This is a genomic window from Pseudomonas sp. R11F, from assembly GCF_050312575.1.
GTDB lineage: Bacteria > Pseudomonadota > Gammaproteobacteria > Pseudomonadales > Pseudomonadaceae > Aquipseudomonas > Aquipseudomonas palleroniana.
This window is the reverse complement of record NZ_JBNPJU010000001.1, coordinates 1-21,178: the sequence shown is the minus strand read 5'-3', so window position 1 is coordinate 21,178 and position 21,178 is coordinate 1. Positions and strand designations below refer to the sequence as shown.

General features: G+C 61.6%; 23 protein-coding genes. 6 read left to right on the top strand and 17 right to left on the bottom strand.

Annotation, left to right across the window (positions count from 1 at the left end):
* Positions 1 to 3: 3 nt before the first annotated feature.
* From ACQRBV_RS00115 to ACQRBV_RS00080, 8 genes are read right to left on the bottom strand one after another with little or no spacing between them, the layout of a single operon-like run.
* Positions 4 to 960, bottom strand: a complete 957-nt coding sequence (locus ACQRBV_RS00115; protein WP_244383944.1) for a metal ABC transporter substrate-binding protein — start codon at positions 958 to 960, stop codon at positions 4 to 6.
* On the bottom strand, positions 960 to 1,859 hold the full coding sequence (locus ACQRBV_RS00110; protein ID WP_090365864.1) for a metal ABC transporter permease: 900 nt from the start codon (positions 1,857 to 1,859) through the stop codon (positions 960 to 962). Before ACQRBV_RS00110 ends, ACQRBV_RS00115 begins: the two co-directional genes overlap by 1 nt.
* On the bottom strand, positions 1,856 to 2,602 hold the full coding sequence (locus tag ACQRBV_RS00105; RefSeq protein ID WP_090365862.1) for a metal ABC transporter ATP-binding protein: 747 nt from the start codon (positions 2,600 to 2,602) through the stop codon (positions 1,856 to 1,858). Before ACQRBV_RS00105 ends, ACQRBV_RS00110 begins: the two co-directional genes overlap by 4 nt.
* Positions 2,599 to 3,519, bottom strand: a complete 921-nt coding sequence (locus ACQRBV_RS00100) for a metal ABC transporter substrate-binding protein (protein WP_411984583.1) — start codon at positions 3,517 to 3,519, stop codon at positions 2,599 to 2,601. The genes ACQRBV_RS00105 and ACQRBV_RS00100 overlap by 4 nt, the downstream gene beginning before the upstream one ends.
* Before the next feature lie 19 nt (positions 3,520 to 3,538).
* Complete coding sequence (locus ACQRBV_RS00095; protein WP_411984584.1) at positions 3,539 to 4,099, bottom strand: DUF6162 family protein; 561 nt, start codon at positions 4,097 to 4,099, stop codon at positions 3,539 to 3,541.
* On the bottom strand, positions 4,096 to 4,419 hold the full coding sequence (locus ACQRBV_RS00090) for a hypothetical protein (RefSeq protein WP_104995971.1): 324 nt from the start codon (positions 4,417 to 4,419) through the stop codon (positions 4,096 to 4,098). The genes ACQRBV_RS00095 and ACQRBV_RS00090 overlap by 4 nt, the downstream gene beginning before the upstream one ends.
* Complete coding sequence (locus ACQRBV_RS00085; RefSeq protein WP_161550336.1) at positions 4,416 to 4,952, bottom strand: thiamine pyrophosphate-binding protein; 537 nt, start codon at positions 4,950 to 4,952, stop codon at positions 4,416 to 4,418. The genes ACQRBV_RS00090 and ACQRBV_RS00085 overlap by 4 nt, the downstream gene beginning before the upstream one ends.
* A complete protein-coding gene (locus tag ACQRBV_RS00080) occupies positions 4,952 to 6,151 on the bottom strand; it encodes a PepSY-associated TM helix domain-containing protein (protein WP_411984585.1) in 1,200 nt (399 codons plus the stop codon). Before ACQRBV_RS00080 ends, ACQRBV_RS00085 begins: the two co-directional genes overlap by 1 nt.
* 274 nt (positions 6,152 to 6,425) lie before the next feature.
* On the opposite strand from ACQRBV_RS00080, the gene leuC reads away from it, so the two are divergent.
* Both leuC and leuD read left to right on the top strand, forming a co-directional pair.
* Positions 6,426 to 7,844, top strand: a complete 1,419-nt coding sequence (leuC, locus tag ACQRBV_RS00075) for a 3-isopropylmalate dehydratase large subunit (RefSeq protein WP_411984586.1) — start codon at positions 6,426 to 6,428, stop codon at positions 7,842 to 7,844.
* Positions 7,841 to 8,455 carry a 3-isopropylmalate dehydratase small subunit gene (leuD, locus tag ACQRBV_RS00070; protein WP_060756985.1) on the top strand — a complete coding sequence of 205 codons (615 nt, stop codon included), beginning with the start codon at positions 7,841 to 7,843 and terminating at the stop codon, positions 8,453 to 8,455. The genes leuC and leuD overlap by 4 nt, the downstream gene beginning before the upstream one ends.
* Positions 8,456 to 8,502: 47 nt before the next feature.
* On the opposite strand, the gene ACQRBV_RS00065 is transcribed toward leuD, so the two are convergent.
* The 5 genes from ACQRBV_RS00065 to soxR all read right to left on the bottom strand — a co-directional run bounded on the left by ACQRBV_RS00065 (position 8,503) and on the right by soxR (position 12,883).
* The gene (locus ACQRBV_RS00065) at positions 8,503 to 9,417 is read right to left on the bottom strand and encodes a LysR substrate-binding domain-containing protein (protein WP_198763578.1); all 915 of its coding nucleotides are present in this window, start codon (positions 9,415 to 9,417) and stop codon (positions 8,503 to 8,505) included.
* A gap of 42 nt (positions 9,418 to 9,459) precedes the next feature.
* Positions 9,460 to 10,764, bottom strand: a complete 1,305-nt coding sequence (locus tag ACQRBV_RS00060; protein ID WP_060756987.1) for a dicarboxylate/amino acid:cation symporter — start codon at positions 10,762 to 10,764, stop codon at positions 9,460 to 9,462.
* Between the two features lie 85 nt (positions 10,765 to 10,849).
* On the bottom strand, positions 10,850 to 11,725 hold the full coding sequence (locus ACQRBV_RS00055) for an alpha/beta fold hydrolase (protein WP_060756988.1): 876 nt from the start codon (positions 11,723 to 11,725) through the stop codon (positions 10,850 to 10,852).
* Between the two features lie 124 nt (positions 11,726 to 11,849).
* Positions 11,850 to 12,311, bottom strand: a complete 462-nt coding sequence (locus ACQRBV_RS00050; RefSeq protein ID WP_205345431.1) for a VOC family protein — start codon at positions 12,309 to 12,311, stop codon at positions 11,850 to 11,852.
* Positions 12,312 to 12,439: 128 nt separating this feature from the next.
* Positions 12,440 to 12,883, bottom strand: coding sequence for a redox-sensitive transcriptional activator SoxR (soxR, locus tag ACQRBV_RS00045; RefSeq protein ID WP_060756990.1), 444 nt, complete (start codon positions 12,881 to 12,883; stop codon positions 12,440 to 12,442).
* A gap of 100 nt (positions 12,884 to 12,983) precedes the next feature.
* On the opposite strand from soxR, the gene ACQRBV_RS00040 reads away from it, so the two are divergent.
* Positions 12,984 to 13,349, top strand: coding sequence for an antibiotic biosynthesis monooxygenase (locus ACQRBV_RS00040; RefSeq protein WP_060756991.1), 366 nt, complete (start codon positions 12,984 to 12,986; stop codon positions 13,347 to 13,349).
* On the opposite strand, the gene ACQRBV_RS00035 is transcribed toward ACQRBV_RS00040, so the two are convergent.
* Together ACQRBV_RS00035 and ACQRBV_RS00030 are read right to left on the bottom strand one after the other, a co-directional pair.
* Positions 13,338 to 14,441 (bottom strand): sigma-54 interaction domain-containing protein, encoded by a 1,104-nt coding sequence (locus tag ACQRBV_RS00035; protein WP_411984587.1) that lies wholly within the window; start codon positions 14,439 to 14,441, stop codon positions 13,338 to 13,340. The genes ACQRBV_RS00040 and ACQRBV_RS00035 overlap by 12 nt on opposite strands.
* 11 nt (positions 14,442 to 14,452) lie before the next feature.
* Positions 14,453 to 15,640 carry an acyl-CoA dehydrogenase family protein gene (locus ACQRBV_RS00030; RefSeq protein ID WP_411984588.1) on the bottom strand — a complete coding sequence of 396 codons (1,188 nt, stop codon included), beginning with the start codon at positions 15,638 to 15,640 and terminating at the stop codon, positions 14,453 to 14,455.
* 287 nt (positions 15,641 to 15,927) lie between these two features.
* Here ACQRBV_RS00030 and ACQRBV_RS00025 point away from each other — a divergent pair, with 287 nt between their 5' ends.
* The 3 genes from ACQRBV_RS00025 to ACQRBV_RS00015 all read left to right on the top strand — a co-directional run bounded on the left by ACQRBV_RS00025 (position 15,928) and on the right by ACQRBV_RS00015 (position 19,436).
* Positions 15,928 to 16,197 carry a hypothetical protein gene (locus ACQRBV_RS00025; RefSeq protein WP_060756994.1) on the top strand — a complete coding sequence of 90 codons (270 nt, stop codon included), beginning with the start codon at positions 15,928 to 15,930 and terminating at the stop codon, positions 16,195 to 16,197.
* A gap of 232 nt (positions 16,198 to 16,429) precedes the next feature.
* Entirely contained in the window at positions 16,430 to 17,590 is a 1,161-nt protein-coding gene (locus ACQRBV_RS00020) for a cysteine desulfurase family protein (protein WP_411984589.1), read from the top strand.
* A 37-nt stretch (positions 17,591 to 17,627) separates the two neighbouring features.
* Positions 17,628 to 19,436, top strand: coding sequence for an aminopeptidase P family protein (locus tag ACQRBV_RS00015; protein WP_411984590.1), 1,809 nt, complete (start codon positions 17,628 to 17,630; stop codon positions 19,434 to 19,436).
* 58 nt (positions 19,437 to 19,494) lie between these two features.
* Here ACQRBV_RS00015 and ACQRBV_RS00010 read toward each other — a convergent pair whose 3' ends face one another.
* Positions 19,495 to 19,776, bottom strand: coding sequence for a hypothetical protein (locus ACQRBV_RS00010; RefSeq protein ID WP_060756997.1), 282 nt, complete (start codon positions 19,774 to 19,776; stop codon positions 19,495 to 19,497).
* A gap of 165 nt (positions 19,777 to 19,941) precedes the next feature.
* On the bottom strand, positions 19,942 to 20,829 hold the full coding sequence (gene rhtA, locus ACQRBV_RS00005) for a threonine/homoserine exporter RhtA (RefSeq protein ID WP_411984591.1): 888 nt from the start codon (positions 20,827 to 20,829) through the stop codon (positions 19,942 to 19,944).
* Between the last annotated feature and the right edge of the window lie 349 nt (positions 20,830 to 21,178).

Below are 21,178 nucleotides of genomic sequence, written 5' to 3'. Positions count from 1 at the left end.
TTGCTAGGGTGCAAGTGCCTTGATCACCTGATCCACATTGCCTTCCAGCTCAGCCACCGGGTCCGCCCCGTCGACCTTCAATACCAGCAATTGCGCACCCCCTGCCGTCACGGCTGTTTGTACGGCTTCGCTCGGCTGACGGTGATGCAGTACCACCGCCACATCGTTGCCCTTCAAGTCGGCAGTGAGTTGCTGCAATGCCTCGGGTGTCCACTCTGCATCAGGCCGTGCATCGGTGTTGAGCACTTCCAGGTTCAGGCTGCTGACCAGGTAGCCGAAATGATCACTCAAGCTGGCCACGCTCAAGTTGTCCGCCTTGGCCAATCTGGCCTCGCTGTCGGCGGTGAGCCTGAGCAGGCGCTGCTTGAGGGCGGCGAGGTTGGCGTCGATTGTCGGCTTGGCGGCCGGTGCCAGGCGGCTCAGGTCGGCGGCCATCACGTCGGCCATGCGTCCCATATTGTTGCTCGATTGCCACGGCTGGCTGTTCAGGCCATCGGTAGCGCCTGGCTGTAGGGCAATGCCTGGCAAACCGCCGTCCACCGGGCGTGCAGCGTCCACTTCGACGATACGGATATTGCTGCGTCGCGCCACGGGGTAGAGCGGATCATCCGCCCACAATGAGCGCAAGCCAATGGCCGCGTCGGCGTCCTGCGCCAGGGCATTCAAAGCCTGCGCGCCGCGACCGGTGAAATACGCCACTTGTCGCGAGCCCGGCAGGTTGGCCGGGGCGGCTCGCTCGAGTGTCACGTCGCTACCTTTGAGCAGCACCTCGGCCAGACCGTAGGTGATCGGCAGTGAGGCCAGGACCTTGACCGGCGTCTGGGGTTGGGTCAGGGCGGCATGGCCGAGGCCCTGGTTGACCTTGAAGTGACTGGGGTCGAAACCGTCGACGGCGGCCATTGCCGAGGTGCTCAGCAAACAAGCAATGGCCAGGGTCAGCGGGCGAAAGGCAGGGTGCATTATCCAAGATTCCCTTTGAGGCTGGGCACGGTGCCGCGCGCGATGGCGGCAAAGGCAAAAGCGATGCCGGCCGTCAGAATGATCGCGGCACCGGACGGGATGGGCAGGTCGAAGATGATCGGCAACAGGATGCCGCACAGGGTGCTCACCGTGGCGATCGCCACCGAGACCCAGAAGAACCCTTTGAGTGACTGGCTAAGCAGGCGCGCCGCTGCGGCCGGAATCACCAACAACGCGCCCACCAGGATCGCGCCGATGACCTTGACCGCCGCTACGGTGATCAGCGTGACCAGGATCACGAACAGATAATCCAGGGTCTTCACCGCCACCCCGCGTACCGCCGCCAGCTGCGGGTTGAAGCTGGCCAGCATGATGCGGTTGTACAACGGCAAGGCCAGGGCCATTACCAGTGCGCCGACGACTGCCAGCACCAGCAGATCATTGCCATTGACGGTCAGCACTGAACCGAACAGTACGTTCTCCAGAATGTGCACGTTGATCTTGCCCGCCAGGATCAGCAGCAGGCTCGCACCCAACGCCAGCGACACCGAGAGAAACACCCCGATCAAGGTATCCGGGGCGAGGCCCGTGCGGTTGCGCAGGTAGTTGAGCAGGATGCCGAACAGCAGGCAGTAGCCGAACAGCGCGCCATAAGGGCCGGTGTAGGGCTCACCCAGCAGGATGCCCACTGCCACGCCGGTCAGCGCGGCGTGGCCGACGGCTTCGGAGAAAAACGCAAAGCGTTTGACCACCACCAGCGTGCCCAGGCCGCCCAGCACCGGGCCAATGAGCAAACCGGCGAGCAGCGCGTTGACCACAAAACCGTAGGCCAGTGCCTCCGGCAGATAGCCGGAAGAGGCCCAGCCCTGGACCATCAAGCGAAAGGCTTCATAACTCATGGCACCGGGCTCCGCGGGTGGGTGGAGAACAGGCTCAACAGGCGCTCCGGGGTCAGCGCCTCCTTGGGCGTGGCATCAAACAGCACCCGACGGTTGAGGCCGGTGACGCGGTCGGCCAGGCGGCTCACGGCTTGCAGGTCATGTTCGATCCATAACACGGTGAGGCCGCTCAGGCGCCAGTCGTTGAGCAGGCGTTCGAACACCTGGATACCGGCTTCATCAAGGGCTGACATCGGCTCGTCCAGAACCAGCAGTTGCGGTGCCGGGATCAGCCCCTGGGCCAGCAGTACCCGTTGGCGCTCACCACCGGAGAGTGCGCCCATGCGTCGTTTGCGTTTGTCCTGCATGCCCACCCGCTCCAGCGCTTCGCCTATCGCGCCGGCGTAATGCCTGGACAGGCCGAGAAATGCCGGGCGCCGCTGGCACATGGCAGCCATGAAATCATCGACGGTCATCGGCAAGCCCCGGTCGAACTCCAGGGCCTGGGGCACATAGCCGATGGTGCCGGGCGTGTTCGGCCAGTGCAGGCGCAATTGGCCCTGGTGCGGGGTTTGCCCCAGCAGGGTCTTGATCAACGAACTTTTGCCACCGCCGTTGGGGCCGACCAGCGCATGAATGCTGCCGGGCTGGACCTGGAAGCTCACGCCGTCAAGTATCGTCGTGCGGCCCAGGGTCAACGACACCTTGTCGAAGTCGAGGGTCGGGCCGATGCTGGCCACTTTCAGAGGTTGCGCTGCCGTCATGCGCCTGACTCCTGAATGGCTCGCACCACGGTATCGAGGTTGCGGGTCATTTCCACTTCGTATTTTTCAGGCGTGTAGTCGCCATAGGAGATATGCGACAGCGGGTACAGCTTGACCCCGGACTCGCGCTGGATGGTCTCGACGTAGGTGGACGGGAAATCCATCTCCGAGAAGATCACTTTCACGTCCAGGGCGCGCAGTTCGTCGATGGTTTTTTTCAACTGGCTGGGACTGGGCTCGATGCCGTGGGCCGGTTCGACCACGGCGGTGACCTCCAGGCCGAATTCGCGCAACAGGTAGTCATAGGCCGCGTGCACCGTAGCCACGCGCAGGTCCGGGTTGGGCGCGCGGGTCAGCTTGGCCAGGGCGTCGGCGCGCATCTGGCGCAGGCGTTTGCCGTAGGCACGGGCGTTCTGGGTGTAGGTCTTGGTGTTGTCCGGGTCGAGTTTGCCCAGTTCGCGGGCGATGTTGTTGACCTGGGCAATCGAGGCGCTGATGGACAAGAAGGTGTGCGGGTTGACCACCTTGCCGGCGCCACGGGCCGCGTTACCGGTGGCGGCCAGCAACGGTACATTGGCGTTGGCCTCGATCACCGGGATGTCAGGGCGCTCGCTGGTGGCGATCATGCGGTCGGCAAAATCGTCATGGCCGACGCCGTTGAGCACGATCACGTCCAGGGTGCCGATGCGCTTGATGTCTTCGGCGCGTGGCTCGTAGGCGTGGGGGTTGAAACCGGCCGGGATCAATGGCACCACGTCGGCCTTGTCGCCGACGATGTTGGTCACGTAGCTGTAATAAGGGTGCAGGGTGATCCCGATGCGCAGGCGTTTAGCCGCTTCGGCGTTGGCGAGCGGGGCGAGCATCAGGCTGCAGAGGCCAACCAGCAACAGGCGTAACAAGGGTGATGACATAGACATGGGTAATCGGTCTTCTCGTTCAGTGACGGTGCTGGCGGGTCACGCCGGCATCGAATTGCGTGACCACCTGCTGCCAACCGGCGGCAATCAGGGCCGGGTCGGTGAGGTCGGAAGGGGCGGCGAGATCGGCTCGGCGGTTGATCCACACATCCGGTTCGGAACCGTGCACACGCATCAGCAATGAGCCGCTGGTGCCGGGCACCTGGCTCAAGCCCAGGTAGGCGGCCGGCTCAAGCAATTGCCAGCGATGGCCGCCCCGGCTGACTGAGCTGGCGTCCCGGGCGAATGGCGCAAAACCTTCTTCGGCCAGTTGTTCGGGCGTCGGCAGGGCGTTCTGCTCTTGTTGCAGCAGCTGGATTTCATCAAGAGTGACCCGCAGGTCGGCGTAGATGCCTTGTTCGGCGGGGCTCAGGTCACGACGGGCATCCAGCTGATGGCTGGGCACCGCGGCTACCTCCTGGGTCTGGCCATGCAGGGACACCACGCTGCCGGCCACTGCCAGGATGATCAGGCACAGCAGCAACACGTAGAGGGTTTCGTGGCCGGCCCCGGCGGGGCGTACAACCTGTGTGGTACTCATTGTGGCTGGATGTCCGCTTGGTCGATTTCGACGACGTGGCCGGGGCCGGCGTCAAACAGCACGTAGAATTCGGCGGAAGGCTTCTTGAAGGTCAGGGTCGAGTCCTGGCCGAGCTTGCCGGGCAGCAGGATGGTTTCGTCGTAGCCGATCACATCCAGGGTTACGCCCGGCGCGCCGCTGCCGTCGGAAAAACCACCCGTGCACTGGATCTGCTCGCCGGGGATTTCCTTGCATTCGCACATCGGGTTGTGGGCCAGCGCCACACTACTGAAACCGGCGCAAAGCAATAGCACTGCGCGGGATAAGCGCCTCAACATCATGGTTTGACTCCTTGCTTGTTCAGCCAGGCAATGGTGGCAGGCGAGGCCTGGCTCAGCGGGATGGAACCCTGGTGCATGCTGCCGTCCCAGCCTTCCATGGTGACCCAGAGTTCGGCATCGACGGGCGTGCGTTCCGGCACCGGCAACAGCGCGCCCATGCGGTACGGCGTACCGAAGAAGATCACCCCGGCGGCCCGGAGGCTGCGCGGTTTGCCGATGCGCAGGTAGGTGGCCTTGACCTGTTCGGTGCACGTGGCGCACAGGGCTGCGTTGAAGAATTTCATCGGGCCGGCCGGGTCCGGGCGTGGGCCTTCGTTGCGAAATTCGGCGAGGGTCAGGCTCCAGGGGCCGACCTGCACTTCCCCGGCCACTCGCTCGCCGATACCTGCGTCTCCACGAAACAGGGCCGCCTCGGAAAAGTAGCGAGGCATGAACCCCAGCGGTATCAGGATCAGCAGCACATTGAGATAGAAGCGCCACTTCAGCCAGAAGGCCCGCAGTGGCGAAGGGGCAGCCGCGACGACCTTGCTCATCAGTGACCCTCCGTGGTTTCAGCTTGCAGCACCGGGATAGGCGCCGATTGCCGTGGGGCCTTGGCTTCGCGCTTGAGTGCATGGAGCGTGGCCAGGGCGGTGCGTTTGGTCCAGATCAGCAGGCCGCTCAAGACCATCATGCTCAGCACCAGGCCGAAGAACGCCCAGATCAGTTTGATCCACAGGCCGCCGAAGTCGCCGGTGTGCAGCGGGCGCATGGACTCGGTGACGAACTCCAGCGGGGTACGGTCGGACAGCAGGTGCGAGACGCCGATTTCACCGTTGTACGGGTTCAGTTGCGCGGTCTGGAACATCAACGGGTACCAGCCGCGCCCGCCGATCTGCAGATGGCTATAGGCATTGCCCGGCAGGAACACGAAGGTGGCGTCCAGCCCCGGGATGCGTTCGCCGGCAATCTTGATCGCGTCGTCCAGGGCGATCCTCGGTGCCGGCACGCCGGGGGCCGACAGCGGCACTTTCTCCCGGGCGATCACCGGCACGATGGGTTCGCTGGAGATGGAAATCTGGTTGTCGCCCAGGATCGCCTGGATCAGGAACCAGGTGCCGGTGATGGAAATGACCGCGATGAACCAGATCGACCAGATCCCGCTCAGGCGGTGGAAATCGCCCCAGAAGATCCGGGCGCCGTGGCGGATGCGCAGGGTCGGCCTGAAAAAGCCCTTCCAGAAACGCTTGTACACCACCAGCCCGGTGACCAGCGAGGCCAGCAACGGCAGGCCGAGCATCGACACCAGGTACCAGCCCCAGCTGTAGCCATTGGTGAACGGCACCAGCCACCAGCCGTGCAGGGCACGGGTGAACTGCTTGAAGTCGAACGCCGGGCTGGTGCCCTGGATCGCCCCGGAGTACGGGTTGACGTAGGCCTCTACCGAGCGCCCGTCGGGGTAGGTGAGATCGACGCTCAGGGCGAAGTGCGATTCATCCGGGCGGATGATCGATTGCACGATGACTTGGGGTTCGGCTTGTTTGATCGCGGCGATCACCTGGTCGAAGCTCAGCAGTGGTGCATCCTCCGACGGTTTGCTCGCACGGATATCCGGGTTGGCGAGCCAGACGATTTCCTGGCTGACCACTGCCAGGGTGCCGGTGACGCAGACGATCAGTACAAAGAACCAGATGGGCAATGCCAGCCAGCTGTGGACGAGAAACCAGAGTTTTGAGCGCGACTTCTTCGACATGTGAATGCGGGTCTTGATCGGAGCGGGCGATGGAGGCCCGGAAAAGGCCGGTCGTAGCTTTTGCTGACGCGACGGGCTGTATCTAAGTTAAGACGAATGAGAATGGGAAATCCCTAAGCGGAAAATGAAAGAAAATGTTTCTGGTTCAAATCGCTTGTGTATTTCAAGGCCGAATCGAACACGAAACATGTTCCCAGCCATCACCCAGCTGCCATTGATGGCACTGGGGCGCTGCGTAGGATGGGCGCACACCGTTGAGTGAGCCCCAGGAAAAATGACTGCCAGAACCCTCTACGACAAACACATCGATGCCCATACCGTGTGTGCCCTGGATGATCAGGGCCATGTCCTGCTGTATATCGACCGCCAGGTGATCAACGAATACACCAGCCCCCAGGCGTTCAGCGGCTTGCGCGAGGCCGGGCGCAACGTATGGCGCCCAGGCACGGCACTGGCAGTGGTCGACCATGTGAACCCGACCACGCCCCAGCGCATCGCGGCGATGCCGGATGCGGGCGGCGCCCGGCAAGTCTCTTACCTGGCGCAAAACTGCCGGGACTTCGGCATCGAGTTGCTGGACATCCTCGACAAGCGCCAGGGTATCGAACACGTCATTGCGCCGGAGCAGGGCTTCATCCTGCCGGGCATGGTGATTGCCGCCGGCGACAGCCACACCACCACCTATGGGGCGCTGGGCGCGTTCGGCTTCGGGATCGGCACCTCGGAAATCGAGCACCTGCTGGCCTCGCAGACGCTGGTTTATAAACGCCTGAAAAGCCTGCGCGTCACCGTCGATGGTGCGTTAGCCAGCGGCCTGACTTCCAAGGACGTGATCATGGCGCTGATCGGCCAGATCGGCGCATCCGGCGCTACCGGTTATGCCATCGAGTTCCGCGGCTCCACGATTGATGCCTTGAGCGTCGAAGCGCGCATGACCATCTGCAACATGGCGGTGGAGGCGGGGGCGCGTGGCGCGTTCATGGCGCCGGATGAAAAAGTCTTCGCCTATCTCAAAGACAAGCCTCGCGCGCCGAAGGGCGAATTATGGGAGCAGGCCCTGCTGAGCTGGCGCCAACTGCATTCGGACGCCGACGCGGTGTTCGATCAGGAAGTGCACTTGGATGCCGGCGCGCTGGAGCCCATGGTCACGTGGGGCACCAGCCCCGACCAGGCCGCGCCCATCGGTGCGCGCGTACCCGACCCGCAAGACGTCGACGACCCGATCCTGCGCCAGGACATGCACCGCGCCCTCAACTACATGGGCCTGCAAGCCGGCATGCCGTTGAGCGATATCGTGATCAGCCATGCGTTTATCGGCTCCTGCACCAACGCCCGTATTGAAGACCTGCGCGACGCTGCCAGCGTGGTGCGCGGTAAACATGTGGCCGCGCACGTGCGGGCGATGATCGTGCCTGGTTCTACCGAGGTCCGCGACCAGGCCGAGGCCGAAGGGCTGGCGGCGATCTTTATCGCGGCAGGTTTCGAGTGGCGTCAGTCGGGCTGCTCAATGTGCCTGGCCATGAATGACGACGTGCTGGCCCCCGGTGACCGCTGCGCCTCCAGCACCAACCGCAACTTCGAAGGCCGCCAGGGGGCCGGTGCACGCACCCATCTGATGAGCCCGGCGATGGTCGCCGCCGCCGCGATCACCGGCCGCCTTACCGATATACGTGACTTTGGAGACCGCCTATGAGCCTGCAACCCTTTACCTTGGTCACCGGCAAGGCCGCGCCCATGCTGGCGGCCAATATCGACACGGATGTGATCATGCCCAAGCAGTTTCTCAAGGGCATTGACCGCAGTGGCCTGGACCGTGGGCTGTTTTTCGATTTGCGCTTTCTGGCGTCCGGCGAACCCAACCCCGCGTTTGTGCTCAACCAACCGGCCTGGCAGGGTGCGAGTTTTATGGTCGTAGGGCCGAACTTCGGCTGTGGTTCCAGCCGTGAGCACGCCGTATGGGGCCTCAAGCAGATGGGCATTCGTGCGCTCATCGGCAGCAGCTTTGCCGGGATTTTCTATGACAACTGCCAACGCAACGGGGTGTTGCTGATTACCCTGGAGGACGCGGTACTGCACAAGCTCGGGCAAACCGTCAGCCAGCCCGACCAGACGCAGATCAGCATCAACCTGCAGACCCAACAGATCGGCCTGGCGGACGGCCAGGTGATCCCGTTCCAGATCGACACCCTGCGCAAGAACGCGCTGCTACTAGGGCTGGATGCAATCGGCAGTACGTTGCAACGCAGTGATGAGATCCAGGCGTTCGAACGTCGGCACCTCGCGGCCAACCCCTGGCTCAGCTGACCGGTCGCAGTTCAAGTGGTGGAAGGGTTTACAGGGCTGGAGTAGGGCTAAATAGACAGCCCTTTGAAATGCTCCTGTAAAAACTCCACGCATGCCCTTAGCTTTCCGGAGTGCGCCAACCGTGTCGGGTACACCGCCCACACGTTGGCGCTTTGGGTGTAGCCGTGCAGCACCTGCACCAGCTTGCCTTGCTCCAGCAACGGCTTCACATCCCACATCGAGCGCAGCAGCACCCCGCGTCCATCCAATGCCCACTGCATCACGATTTCGCCGTTGTTGGAGGACAGCGGCCCGCGCACGCGCACGCTTTCCTGGCTGCCGTCGCGCTCCAGGTTCCAGAGACCGAACGGGTTGTCGCGTTCCTTGAGGACCAGGCAGTCGTGTTGCTCCAGCTCACTCAAGTGTTGCGGCGTACCTCGGCGTTTCAAGTACGCGGGTGCGGCGCAAAGTATGCGGCGGTTGCTGACCAACCGCCGACCGATGTGCTGGCCGGGAATGTCATCGCCGACACGGATCTCCAGGTCGAAGCCTTCGCTGACGATATCCACCACGCGGTCGAACACGTCCAGGCGCACCTCCAGGTCAGGGTACTGCTCGGCCAGCAACGACAGGGCGGGGGCCACATGGTTGCGACCAAAGCCGAAACTGCTGCACAAGTGCAGGTGGCCTCTGGGGCTGTCATGGGCGTCCGAAAGCTCGTCGGACAGTTGCTGGAAGTCTTCGAGAATACGCACGGCCCAGCGTTGCACCCGCTCACCGTCCTCGGTCAGCGCGATGCGGCGGCTGGTGCGGTGCAGCAGGCGGGTGGCGAGGGTGGTCTCGAGGATCTGGATGCGCTTGCTGACATACGCCGGCGACAACCCCAGCTCATCGGCGGCGGCGGCAAAGCCGGCCTTGCGGATCACGGTCAGGAACACCCGCAGGTCTTCGGGTAGGGGCACGGTATCTTTCTTATGAGTCATCAGAAACAGACCTGGCGGCATGAGCCGCCAGAATAGCACCGCTTACTCAGCGGAGATTTTTGCCTGTGCCGCGGCCCGCGCATGGCGACCCTGCTTGAGGGCAATCGGCGCCATCTTCTCGCGATCCAGCTCACCTTCCCAGGCCGCCACCACCAAGGCGGCGACTGCGTTGCCGATGATATTGGTCAGCGAACGGCATTCGGCCATGAAGCGGTCGACGCCGAGGATCAGCACCATCGCCGCCACGGGGACGGTCGGCACCACCGCCAGGCTTGCCGCCAGTGCCACAAAGCCTGCGCCCACCACCGCACCTGCGCCCTTGGACGTCAGCATGGCGACCGCGAGCAGGGTCAACTGTTGTTCCAGCGGCAGGTGAATGTTGGTGGCCTGCGCCAGAAATAGCACGGCCAGGGTCATATAGATGTTGGTACCGTCCAGGTTGAAGGTGTAGCCGGTCGGCACCACGATACCCACCACGCCCTTGGACGCGCCCAGGCTTTCGAGCTTTTGGATCAGTTGCGGCAGTGCCGACTCCGAAGAGCTGGTCCCCAGCACGATCAGCAATTCCGACTTGATATAGCCCAACAGTTTGAAAATGCTGAACCCGGCATAGCGGGCGATGCTGCCCAGCACCACGGCCACGAAGAAAAACGCGGTGACATAGAACGTGCCCACCAGCTTCAGCAGCGGCAGCAGCGAACCCACACCGTATTTGCCGATGGTAAAGGCAATCGCGCCGAAGGCACCGATAGGAGCGACGCGGCTGATGATCCCCACGATGCGGAAAAACACTTCGCTGGCCTGATTGATCACGCCAACCAGGGGCCGGGCCTTTTCGCCGACCATCACCAGGCCGATGCCGAACAGCACCGAAACGAACAGCACGGGCAGGATTTCCCCTTTGGAGAACGCGTCGAAGAACGTCGTGGGGATCACCTGCAGCAGAAAGCCGGTGATGCCTTCGCCATGTTCGGCCTGGCCGACAAACCCTGCGATCGCCGAGCTGTCGAGGGTTTTGACATCAATGTTGAAGCCCTCGCCTGGGTGCAACAGGTGCGCGGCCAGGATACCGATCAACAGGGCGACGGTGGACACGAGCTCGAAGTACAGCAACGCCTTGCCACCGACCCGGCCCACTTGCTTCACGTCGTGCATGCTAGTGATGCCACTGACCACGGTGCAGAAGATGATCGGGCCGATGATCATCTTGATCAGCTTGATAAACCCGTCGCCCAGCGGCTTGAGGTCGATACCGATCTGCGGCCGTAGATGGCCGATCAGCACGCCCAGCGCGATGGCGATGAGCACCTGCACATATAGGGTTCCCAGCAGTTTTCTGATTGTCATTGTTGTTATCTCGCGGGTCTTTTTTGAGGCAAGCAGACCCCGTCGCCGGCGTTTGCGCGCCGGCGCGGGGAAGCGGATCAGGGCTTCAGCGAAGGAAGGTCAGGACTTCGTCCAGTAACAATTCAGGCACTTCCTCGGCAAGGTAATGGCCGGCCGGCAGCGCCTTGCCGCGCACATCGGTGGCGACTTGCTGCCATTCCTTGAGTGGCTCGAAACAGCGGCCGACCGTGCCTTCGGCGCCCCACAGCACCAGCAACGGCAGGTTCAGCTGGTTGCCGGCGTCGATGTCGGCCTGGTCGTGCGCAAGGTCGATACCGGCAGAGGCGCGGTAGTCCTCGCAGATACCGGTGGCGCTGCCAGGCAGGCTCAGGCAACGCAGGTACTCGGCAAAGGCTGCATCGGTGAAGGGTTTGAGGCCGGCGCTGCGGCTGCCCATTACGCTGCGCAGGTACAGTTCGGGGTTGCTCTCGATCAGGGCCTCCGGCAGCGGCGCCGGGCGGATCAGGAAGAACCAGTGCCAGTAGGCACGGGCAAAGGCTTCATCGGTTTGTGCGTACATCGACAGGGTCGGCGCGATATCCAGCAGCACCATGCGCTGCACGCTCCGGGGATGGTCCAGCGCCAGGCGATGGGCGACGCGCGCGCCACGGTCGTGGGCCAGTACCGAAAAGGAGTCGAAGCCCAGGGCCCGCATCAGCTCGACGCTGTCCCGGGCCATTTCCCGTTTCGAATAGTTCGTGTGCAGCGCATTGGCCGGCGGTTTGCTGCTGTCACCATAACCGCGCAGGTCGGCGGCCACTACGGTGAAGTGCGCGGCCAGTTGTTCGGCGACTTTGTGCCAGATGACGTGGGTTTGCGGGTGCCCGTGCAGCAGGAGCAGGCCGGGACCGCTACCGCCTTTGCGGTAACTGATGCTGACGCCGTTGACGTGGCACTGGTCTTTTTGGAATCCGGCGAACATGGAATGACTCCTTGTGATGATTGCCTGCATCCTGGAATCACACGGCGCTCGGGGCAAGGAGGAAAGCGTGGAGGGGGTGTTCATGAAGTGTGATGCAGGAGCGAGCACGCTCGCTCCTGCAGGCTCAGCCTTGCTTGAACATCTCTATTGCGCGTTGGCGGATCTGCGCTTCGGTCAGGTCTTCTTTGTGGGTGGCCAGAAACCAGACATGCCCGAACGGGTCTCTCAGCGTGCCGGTACGGTCGCCATAAAACTGGTCTTTGGGGTCGGAGACGGCAATACCACCCGCGGCGATGGCTTGTTGGTACTGCGCGTCGACATCGGCCACATATAAATGCAGGCCGACGCTGGTGTGGCCGTCGCGAGGGCTGCCGAACGGACTTTCATCGCAAGGCGAGCCAAGCATGATGGGCGAGTCGCCTATGCGCAGTTCAGCATGGCCCACTCTGCCATCGGGCATATCCAGGCGCATGACTTGGGTGGCGTTGAATGCCTTCTTGTAAAACTCAATGGCTTCGGCGGCTTGTTCGACGCCCAAGTAGGGCGTGAGGCTGTGGAAACCCTCGGGAATCGGTTTAACGCTCATTTCGTTCTCCTTTGGTGGGGAGGCAGGGAGGTACGACTTTTTCACTATAGGCCACGCCGACCGTGGCCTGCGAGCAACCGACGAGATGCGGGACTGGCGAGTGTGAGCGGGCGATTACACGCTCCCGGCTAAGGGCTAGGCTCCAGCAATTGGGCGCCTGGGCCGCATTCACCGAGCTTGTCGCCCTGATTACGCAGCGGGCATGCCTCCAGCGACAGACACCCGCAGCCGATACAGCCGCTGAGTTTGTCCCGCAGCAACGTCAGCTTGTTGATGCGCTCATCCAGGTCTTCCCGCCACAGCGCCGACAAGCGTTGCCAATCCTGCGCCGTGGGCGTGCGGCCATCGGGCAGGGTTTGCAGGGCTTGGCCAATCGTTGCCAGCGGAATGCCCAGGCGTTGGGCGATCTTGATCACCACCACCCGCCGCAGCACATCCCGGGGGTAGCGCCGTTGGTTACCGGCATTGCGGTTGCTCTTGATCAGCCCCTTGCTCTCGTAGAAGTGCAAGGCCGTGACGGCCACGCCACTGCGGGCGGCCAACTGGCCGACGGTGAGTTCCTTGTTGAGCATGAAAATCTCCGAATTCGCGCTTGACCTTGACTTAACTAGAGGTTTTACCCTGCACGGCATCGAGTCGCAAGATTCTGCTTACAAAGGAAGGGGAGTGTTCATGCAGGTATCAGAGAAAAATCGCAGCTTCACTCAGTTGATCGAGTTCCAGATCGAGCCCCAGCAACAATTTGCCTTGGTGGCGGCCTTGTCTACCCAGAGCGAGCGTCTGGCCCAGCGCCATGCCGGCTTTATCAATGCGAGTGTGCAAGTCAGCGACGATGGCCGGCGAGTGCTCAATTACCTGCAATGGCGCTCGCGTGAGGATGGCGAGGCGGCGTTCAAATGCTTCGAGCATGGCGAAGAAGATTTCTGGACGTTGATCCGCGCCCATCAGGCCACGGCGGTGACCTTCGGTTCGTTTCAGGTGCTGCGCAGCTTCGAGCGCAGCCATGACAACGCTCTGCACTGCCGTTTAAATGGATAAATGCAGCATCCGCTCGCCCTGCACGGTTTCCCCCGGGCGGCGTTTGTTCACTGCCAGTTCGCCGATCTTGATCAGGCGCGTGCGCGTGACATTGCGGCTCAGGCCCAGCAGGTTGGCGGTGTGCACCTGGTTGTAATGGCTGAAACGGTAGGCGGCGCGCAGCAGTGCGTCTTCGACCTTTTCATGCAGCGCGCCGGCCTGTTCCTCGAAGAGTTTTTGGAAGGCGCGCTCCAATAGCGCCTGGGCACTGTTGTCGGTGGCCTGCTGGTTATCGTCCTGGCGCTCGATGCGCAGGTTCGACAGGCGCAAATCGTCACGTTCGATCACGCCGTTACGGCAGATCAACAGCGTGTGGTGTATGACGTTTTCCAGTTCGCGAATATTGCCCGGCCAGCTGTAGCTCTTGAGTTTGTGCTCGGCCTCGCGGCTGATGGTGATCGGGCCGTAGCCCAGGCGCTGGCTGTAGGTTTCGATGAAATGCCGGGTCAGCGCCAGGATATCGCCGGGGCGCTCGCGCAACGGGCTGAGTTCCAGGCTGACCACATCGAGACGGTAGTACAGGTCTTCGCGGAAATGCCCGGCATTGATGGCCTTTTCCAGTTGCACATTGGTCGCGGCGAGCACGCGCACATCAATTGGAATGCTCTTGCGCGAGCCCAGGCGCACGACTTCGCGTTCTTGCAGGACGCGCAACAGCTTGACCTGGATCGCCATCGGCAAGTCGCCGATTTCATCGAGGAACAAGGTGCCGCCATCGGCCTCTTCGAACCAGCCGGCCTTGGCGCTGAGGGCGCCGGTAAACGCGCCTTTTTCATGGCCGAACAGTTCGGCTTCCACCAGGGATTCGGAGAACGCCCCGCAATTGACCGCCACGAACGGCCGGTTGCGCCGTGCACTGAGGTTATGGATATGCCGCGCCACCAGCTCTTTACCGGTGCCGGTCTCGCCGATGATCAGTACGCTGGCTTCACTGGGAGCCACTTGCCTGATGTGATCGAGCAGCGCCTGTGACTTGGGGTCTTCGAAGACCTGGGCCGTGGCGCGGATCGAGGTCGCGAGGGCGGGTGAGGGCGGTAGGGTCAGAAGCTGCATGGGCACCTCTCTCAGGAATAGAACGTCGGAATCGGCAGGGACTGATTCAATGCCCAGTCCCCCAGTTCGTGGAGCTTGTAGTCCACCGGGTCGTGCAGGGATTGTGTGCGCAGGTTGCGCCAGTGGCGGTCCAGGCGCAGCGAGGCGTGGGTTGACCGCGCGCCGGTGACTTCGAACAGGCGGCTGCACAGGTCCAGGCCCTGGCGGGTGGCGGCGACCTTGGCGGTGGCAATCGCAATCGCCAATTGCCCGCGCTCGTGTTCGCTCAGATGGGGCCCCTTGGCCCAGGCTTGGTCGAGCAACCCGGCAGCGCGCTCCACCAGCAGGCGTATACCTTCCAGGGCCACCCAGAAGTCGCCGTAGTGATGCAGCACGTAAGGATCCTGGCGCACGTCGTCGGCCGTGGATTTATGCCACGAGCGGGTTTCGGTGAGGGTGTAATGACGGGCTTCTGCAAAGGCACCTTCGGCAATGCCCAGGAACATATGGGTGAAGGTCAGCTGGGCGATCAACGGGCGCAGGCAGGCAAAGGGTGTGCTCAGTGGCCCAGGGTCGAGCAGCAGCTCCGACTCTTCGACGCGCACCCGCTCGAAGCTCACGCTGCCGCTGTCGGTTTGGCGCTGGCCGATATTGTTCCAGTCATTATGCAAAGTGATGCCGCTGCGTCCGCTGGGGATGGCGGCAATCAGCAGCTTGCCTCCGGCGCTTTCATCCACCGCCGAGGCAATCAGCATTTCGGAGTCGCTGGCGCCGGAGCAGAAACTTTTCTTACCGGAGAATTCGCGCCAGCCGCCGAAATTCTTGACCAGCGTGCGGGTGTCCAGGGGGTTGAGGGCATTGCCCCAGAACCAGCTTTTGCGCGCGGTCTGTTCGAACCAGGGTTGCCATTGCTCGGGTCGGGCAAACAGGCGCACGGTGGCGAGCATTAGATGATGAAAGCCGAAGACATGGGCGATGGAACTGTCGACCTTGGCGAATTCGCGTACGACCTCCAGGGTTCCACTCCAGCGCGCGCCGAGGCCACCGTACTGGGTGGGAATGCTTAGCGCCAGCAAGCCGCTCTGACGCAAAGCGTCACGTTCGGTCTTGGGCGTGCCACCGCGTTCGTCACGCTCAACGGCGGTAAGGGCGAATTCGGCGGCCAGCAACTGTGCGGTCTGCAAGGGGGAGGGCAGGACACTTTGGGAGTTGGCTGTCACACGGTATTCCTCAAAATGAAACTGGGGGTTTCGTTAAACGGCTGTTGTTTGGGCAACAGTTGCGTGGCGAACAGTGTGGTGAAGCCGGGAGCCCTTTATAAAAGGTCTTGGTTATTCCGTAAATGAACGTATTTCCATATTTATAGATCTAAATAGAATATTTGGTGGTGGCTATCGAAGGTGTCTGAATAGCTGATAGCGACTATCAAGGGCGGTGATTTTTAACCGTGCGAGGGCGGGAGTAGCCTGTGTTCATCGACTTGAAACCTTTTCCCAGGACCTTCGCCATGAACCGTTTTCTCGCTGTTTGCTTGTTGATTGTCAGCTCCGTGCTCGCCGGATGCGCAACCCACCCTTCGCCCGAACTACGCCCCTACACCGCCGAAGAAACCAAGGAATTGGCCTTGGAAGCACTCAGCCGTCGCGGCCTGTCGTTTGACGAATATCAACAGCAACGGGCCGCGCTGACTGCCCAGCCACAGAAGCCCTTTGGCTTTGATCGCCAGGGCGAAATGAACGCCGAGCGCAGCGTGACGTTGCAAGGTCGTCCCAGTTGAGCCCGCGCTCAGTGGCGAAAAGCCCGAGGTTCCCACAAGGAATCTCGGGCTTTTTGTTTTCCATGACGTCACTTGCGCCTGTTAAGCTGGATTTCAGGAGCGTTCCTACGCACATTTGCCTACAGTGATCTTCTTTCAATGGCATACGATCGGTTAAACCTGACGACCTCTGTTCCCATCGATGCCCCTGAGACGTTGTTCTCGGGAATACGCTCTGCGAGTCTTTAACGTCATGAATAAACGTCCGTTGTATTTCGACTACGCCGCCACCACGCCGGTGGATGAGCGGGTCATCCAGGTGATGGTCGAGTGCCTGGGCTTCCATGCCAATTTCGGCAACCCGGCGTCCAGTTCCCATGCGTTCGGCCAGGCGGCCCGGAAAACGGTTGAACAGGCGCGTCGCCAAGTGGCCGATCTGGTCGGTGCCGGTCCTGAGCAGATCGTCTGGACCTCCGGCGCCACCGAATCCAACAACCTCGCGATCAAGGGCGTCGCCCAGGCGCGCGGCGTGGCGGGTGGGCATATCATCACCAGCCAGATCGAGCACAAGGCCACGCTGGACACCGCACGGCAGTTGCAGGAAGCCGGGGTGGCCGTGACCTACCTGGTGCCGGACGCCGAAGGTTTGATCAGCGCCGATGCAGTGAGTGAAGCGTTGCGCGAGGACACCTTCCTGGTATCGCTGATGCTGGTGAACAATGAACTGGGCACCTTGAACGACATCCCTGCCATTGGCGCGCGCGTGCGTGAACACGGCGCGCTGTTGCATGTGGATGCGGCGCAGGGGGCCGGCAAGGTCGCCATCGACCTGGCTGAATGGCCGGTGGACCTGATGTCGTTTTCCGCGCACAAGCTGTACGGCCCCAAGGGCATCGGCGCGCTGTATGTCGGCCCGCGTGCGCAGCAGAAAGTGTTGGCGCAGATTCACGGCGGTGGTCACGAGGGCGGCTTGCGCTCCGGCACCCTGGCGACCCACCAGATCGCGGGTATGGGGGCGGCGTTCGCCTTGGCTGCGCAGTCCCTTGTCGAAGAGAAAGCGATGATTGCCGCGTTGCGTCAGCGTCTGCTCGACCAATTGGAACCGATTGCCGGCGTGCGCCTCAATGGCAGCCCGACGCAGCGCATTCCCCATACACTCAGCCTGACCTTTGCTGAAGGGGAGTTCAACTCGAGCGCATTGAGCGCAGGCATTGCCTTTTCGGCGACCTCGGCCTGCAATTCGGCCAGCAATGCGCCGTCTCATGTGCTTCTGGCCCTGGGCCATGATGCTCGCAGCGCCGCACGTACCATCCGCCTGAGCCTGGGTCGGTTCACCACCGAGCAGGATATCGATGCGGCCGTGCAACTGATCAAGGCCGCCCTGGCCAGTGCACCCGCGTTTTGGGCCGTTTGATTCACATAACAATTATGAGTGGTTAGCAGGAGACACAATGAGTACGCAGCCTTTGACCCATGGAACGGTTCCCCAGCGCCTGGCGCATACCCGCGAACTGATGAGCCGCGAGGGCATTCATGCCTTGCTGGTGCCGTCGGCTGACCCGCACCTGTCCGAATACTTGCCGGGTTACTGGCAAGGACGCCAATGGTTGTCCGGTTTCCATGGCTCTGTGGGAACGTTGATTGTCACGGCGGATTTTGCCGGTGTGTGGGCCGACAGCCGTTATTGGGAGCAAGCGACCAAGGAGCTCAAGGGCAGCGGCATTGAACTGGTGAAGTTGCAGCCAGGCCAACCCGGCCCATTGGAATGGCTGGCCGAGCAAACCCCGGAAGGCGGTGTGGTGGCGGTGGATGGCGCGGTCATGGCGGTGGCCTCGGCGCGTACCCTGAGCGCCAAGCTGGCAGAACGTGGAGCGCGGCTGCGTACGGACATCGACCTTCTGAACGAGGTCTGGAAAGACCGTCCGGCACTGCCGAACCAGCCGGTCTACCCGCACCTGCCGCCGCAAGCCACCGTCAGCCGTGGCGAAAAACTCGCGGCACTTCGCGCCAGCTTGAAAGAGAAGGGCGCCGACTGGCATTTCATCGCCACCCTGGATGACATCGCCTGGTTGTTCAACCTGCGCGGCGGCGATGTGTCGTTCAACCCGGTGTTTGTATCCTTTGCCTTGATCAGCCAGGCGCAGGCCACATTGTTTGTGGCCCTGAACAAAGTGGATGACGAACTGCGCGCGGTATTGGCGCAGGATGGCGTGACGTTGCGTGACTACAGCGAAGTCGCACAAGCACTGCGTGACGTGCCAGCGGGGGCAAGCCTGCACATTGATCCGGCGCGCGTGACCGCCGGTTTGCTGGAGAACCTCGATGCCGGCGTCAAGCTGGTTGAGGGGCTGAACCCGACCACCTTGGCCAAGTCCCGCAAGAGCCTGGCCGACGCGGAGCATATCCGCCGGGCCATGGAACAGGATGGTGCGGCACTGTGCGAATTCTTCACCTGGCTGGACAGTGCACTGGGTCGCGAACGCATTACCGAACTGACCATTGACGAACACCTGACCGCCGCGCGTACCCGCCGTCCCGATTACGTATCGCTGAGTTTCAACACTATCGCGGCGTTCAACGCCAACGGTGCCATGCCCCATTACCACGCGACCGAAGAAGAGCATGCGGTGATTGAAGGTGACGGCCTGCTACTGATCGATTCGGGCGGCCAGTATCTGGGTGGCACCACGGACATCACACGGATGGTGCCGATCGGTACGCCGAGTGACGAGCAGAAACGCGATTGCACGCGCGTGCTCAAGGGGGTGATCGCCTTGTCCCGGGCGCATTTCCCCAAGGGCATTCTGTCGCCACTGCTGGACGCCATCGCACGTGCGCCGATCTGGGCCGAAGGTGTGGACTACGGTCACGGCACAGGTCATGGCGTAGGGTATTTCCTGAATGTGCATGAAGGCCCGCAAGTGATCGCCTACCAAGCCGCCACTGCACCGCAAACGGCGATGCAGCCAGGCATGATTACTTCAATCGAACCGGGCACTTATCGCCCAGGTCGTTGGGGCGTGCGTATCGAGAATCTGGTGTTGAACCGTGAGGCGGGCAAGACGGAGTTTGGTGAGTTCCTCAAGTTTGAAACCCTGACCTTATGCCCGATCGACACCCGTTGCCTGATACCGTCGCTGCTGACGGCGGACGAGCGGGAGTGGTTCAACGCTTACCACGCCGAGGTGCGTGATCGCTTGAGCCCGCTGCTCAGTGGTGCCGCTTTGGAGTGGTTGCGGGTACGTACAGCTGCGATTTGATCGGTCGCAGCTCGGGGTGCAGGACTAAAGCGTCGGCGACTCTAGTCGCCGAACGGCGCTACTTGCAGATCACAATCATGCTACGGCTGGTATAACCGGCCGGGTTTATCCCGAAGGGGTAATCTCCTGGTTCCTCGGCGTTGTCACCGGATTTTGCGATGATCCGATAGCCCTTGGCGCCGCATGAATTGGTTGCACTGGTGTAGCACTGGTCCCAGGAGGAGGACAGGCCGGAACAGTTGATATGCAGCCCTTTTTTGCCCCGTTTCACTTCTGTCTTGGTGGTCGCGGCACAGCCAGCTATGCCCACGATCATTAACAGTATCAAAATTCGTTTCATTCCTATCCTTATAGCCGCTTCGCAAAAGGCTCGATGCAGGCTTTATTCGCTCTCGATTGTAGCGTTCAGGCTGTCCTTGTCGAAATTCTCCATAAGTGACATTTGTTTGCTGGCTAAACATGGCCTAAATGAGGGGTAATTGCCAGAGCTACCTTTTCATGCGGATCAATCGGCTGGCACCAAAGGTTTGGATTCGTTGCGCATTGTCAAAGTGGCGCCTACGGAAGCCAGAATGATGCAGGTGATTGCAAGCCATTGCGCCAGGGACAGATGTTCATGCAGGAAAAACAGGCCGGAAAGTGCACCGAAAGCGGGTTCGATGCTCATCAGAGTGCCGAAGGTGCGGGCGGGCAGGCGAGTGAGCGCGACCATTTCCAAGGTGTAGGGCAGAGCAGTGGATAGAATGGCGACACCGATGGCGACAGGAATCAACGCTGGCGTGAGTAACGCGGTGCCTGCATGGACAATGCCGATGGGTGCGACGAACAATGCGGCAATCATGACCCCGAGGGCTGCGGTCTGGACGCCATTGTCGTTACCCGCTTTCTGGCCAAACAGAATGTACAGCGCCCAGCAAATCCCGGCGCCGAGTGCGTAGGCTGCGCCGGTCAGGTCGATGCCGCTGCTGGCCTCATTCGTTGGGATCAATAAGAGAAGGCCGGTGATTGCAAGGCCGATCCATACGAAGTCCACTGCTCGGCGGGATGCATAGATGGCGACGGCGAGTGGTCCGGTAAATTCCAGGGCCACTGCAATACCCAACGGGACCGTGCGCAAGGACATATAGAAGAGAAAGTTCATGCCGCCCAACGCCATCCCGTAGATGACGACAGTGCGCAGGGACTTGGCCGTCAGCTTGGCGCGCCATGGGCGTAGTAGAAGCAACATGATCACACTGGCGAAAATCAAGCGCAGGGTGGTGGTGCCTTGCGCGCCGACGATAGGGAACATGCTTTTTGCCAAGGAGGCACCGGACTGGATGGAAGCCATGGCGATCAACAGCAGGCCGACAGGAAACAATGTCGAGGCCAGGCTGCGGTGTGAGGTGGTCATTGGGGTACGTCCGGGTCTTGGTCGGTAGGCGGAAGGCGCTATGATGCTTAACTGTTTGTCGTTGGGCAATATATTGCTCAGTTTTGCGTGATGCTCTCACTTATATAGAGGAAATGGGGATTTCAAACTATTTGATAGTCAATTCAAATTAAGTGTTGACGGTGAATTATATCTGTCTATAATTCGCCCCACTTCCGGCGCAGTCGAAACTGAAAACTCCTTGGTAAACAAGAAGTTACGAAGATTAAGGCAGCGAAAGGCTTCAGTTCATCGAAGCCCAGAAGGAGTTGATAGGGCGGTGTTGTTTGGCTCTATCAACGGTTCGATCTTCTCGGTCGAAAGCGGAGAA

Bases quoted from the DNA above. Each gene is read 5' to 3' on its own strand.
- ACQRBV_RS00035 (WP_411984587.1), bottom strand. From the start codon at position 14,441: ATGCAGCTTCTGACCCTACCGCCCTCACCCGCCCTCGCGACCTCGATC.
- ACQRBV_RS00095 (WP_411984584.1), bottom strand. From the start codon at position 4,099: ATGAGTACCACACAGGTTGTACGCCCCGCCGGGGCCGGCCACGAAACC.
- ACQRBV_RS00080 (WP_411984585.1), bottom strand. From the start codon at position 6,151: ATGTCGAAGAAGTCGCGCTCAAAACTCTGGTTTCTCGTCCACAGCTGG.
- ACQRBV_RS00060 (WP_060756987.1), bottom strand. From the start codon at position 10,764: ATGACAATCAGAAAACTGCTGGGAACCCTATATGTGCAGGTGCTCATC.
- soxR (WP_060756990.1), bottom strand. From the start codon at position 12,883: ATGCTCAACAAGGAACTCACCGTCGGCCAGTTGGCCGCCCGCAGTGGC.
- ACQRBV_RS00085 (WP_161550336.1), bottom strand. From the start codon at position 4,952: ATGAGCAAGGTCGTCGCGGCTGCCCCTTCGCCACTGCGGGCCTTCTGG.
- ACQRBV_RS00020 (WP_411984589.1), top strand. From the start codon at position 16,430: ATGAATAAACGTCCGTTGTATTTCGACTACGCCGCCACCACGCCGGTG.
- ACQRBV_RS00040 (WP_060756991.1), top strand. From the start codon at position 12,984: ATGCAGGTATCAGAGAAAAATCGCAGCTTCACTCAGTTGATCGAGTTC.
- ACQRBV_RS00050 (WP_205345431.1), bottom strand. From the start codon at position 12,311: ATGAGCGTTAAACCGATTCCCGAGGGTTTCCACAGCCTCACGCCCTAC.
- ACQRBV_RS00090 (WP_104995971.1), bottom strand. From the start codon at position 4,419: ATGATGTTGAGGCGCTTATCCCGCGCAGTGCTATTGCTTTGCGCCGGT.
- leuC (WP_411984586.1), top strand. From the start codon at position 6,426: ATGACTGCCAGAACCCTCTACGACAAACACATCGATGCCCATACCGTG.
- ACQRBV_RS00065 (WP_198763578.1), bottom strand. From the start codon at position 9,417: ATGACTCATAAGAAAGATACCGTGCCCCTACCCGAAGACCTGCGGGTG.
- ACQRBV_RS00010 (WP_060756997.1), bottom strand. From the start codon at position 19,776: ATGAAACGAATTTTGATACTGTTAATGATCGTGGGCATAGCTGGCTGT.
- ACQRBV_RS00115 (WP_244383944.1), bottom strand. From the start codon at position 960: ATGCACCCTGCCTTTCGCCCGCTGACCCTGGCCATTGCTTGTTTGCTG.
- ACQRBV_RS00025 (WP_060756994.1), top strand. From the start codon at position 15,928: ATGAACCGTTTTCTCGCTGTTTGCTTGTTGATTGTCAGCTCCGTGCTC.
- rhtA (WP_411984591.1), bottom strand. From the start codon at position 20,829: ATGACCACCTCACACCGCAGCCTGGCCTCGACATTGTTTCCTGTCGGC.
- ACQRBV_RS00105 (WP_090365862.1), bottom strand. From the start codon at position 2,602: ATGACGGCAGCGCAACCTCTGAAAGTGGCCAGCATCGGCCCGACCCTC.
- leuD (WP_060756985.1), top strand. From the start codon at position 7,841: ATGAGCCTGCAACCCTTTACCTTGGTCACCGGCAAGGCCGCGCCCATG.
- ACQRBV_RS00110 (WP_090365864.1), bottom strand. From the start codon at position 1,859: ATGAGTTATGAAGCCTTTCGCTTGATGGTCCAGGGCTGGGCCTCTTCC.
- ACQRBV_RS00015 (WP_411984590.1), top strand. From the start codon at position 17,628: ATGAGTACGCAGCCTTTGACCCATGGAACGGTTCCCCAGCGCCTGGCG.
- ACQRBV_RS00055 (WP_060756988.1), bottom strand. From the start codon at position 11,725: ATGTTCGCCGGATTCCAAAAAGACCAGTGCCACGTCAACGGCGTCAGC.
- ACQRBV_RS00100 (WP_411984583.1), bottom strand. From the start codon at position 3,519: ATGTCTATGTCATCACCCTTGTTACGCCTGTTGCTGGTTGGCCTCTGC.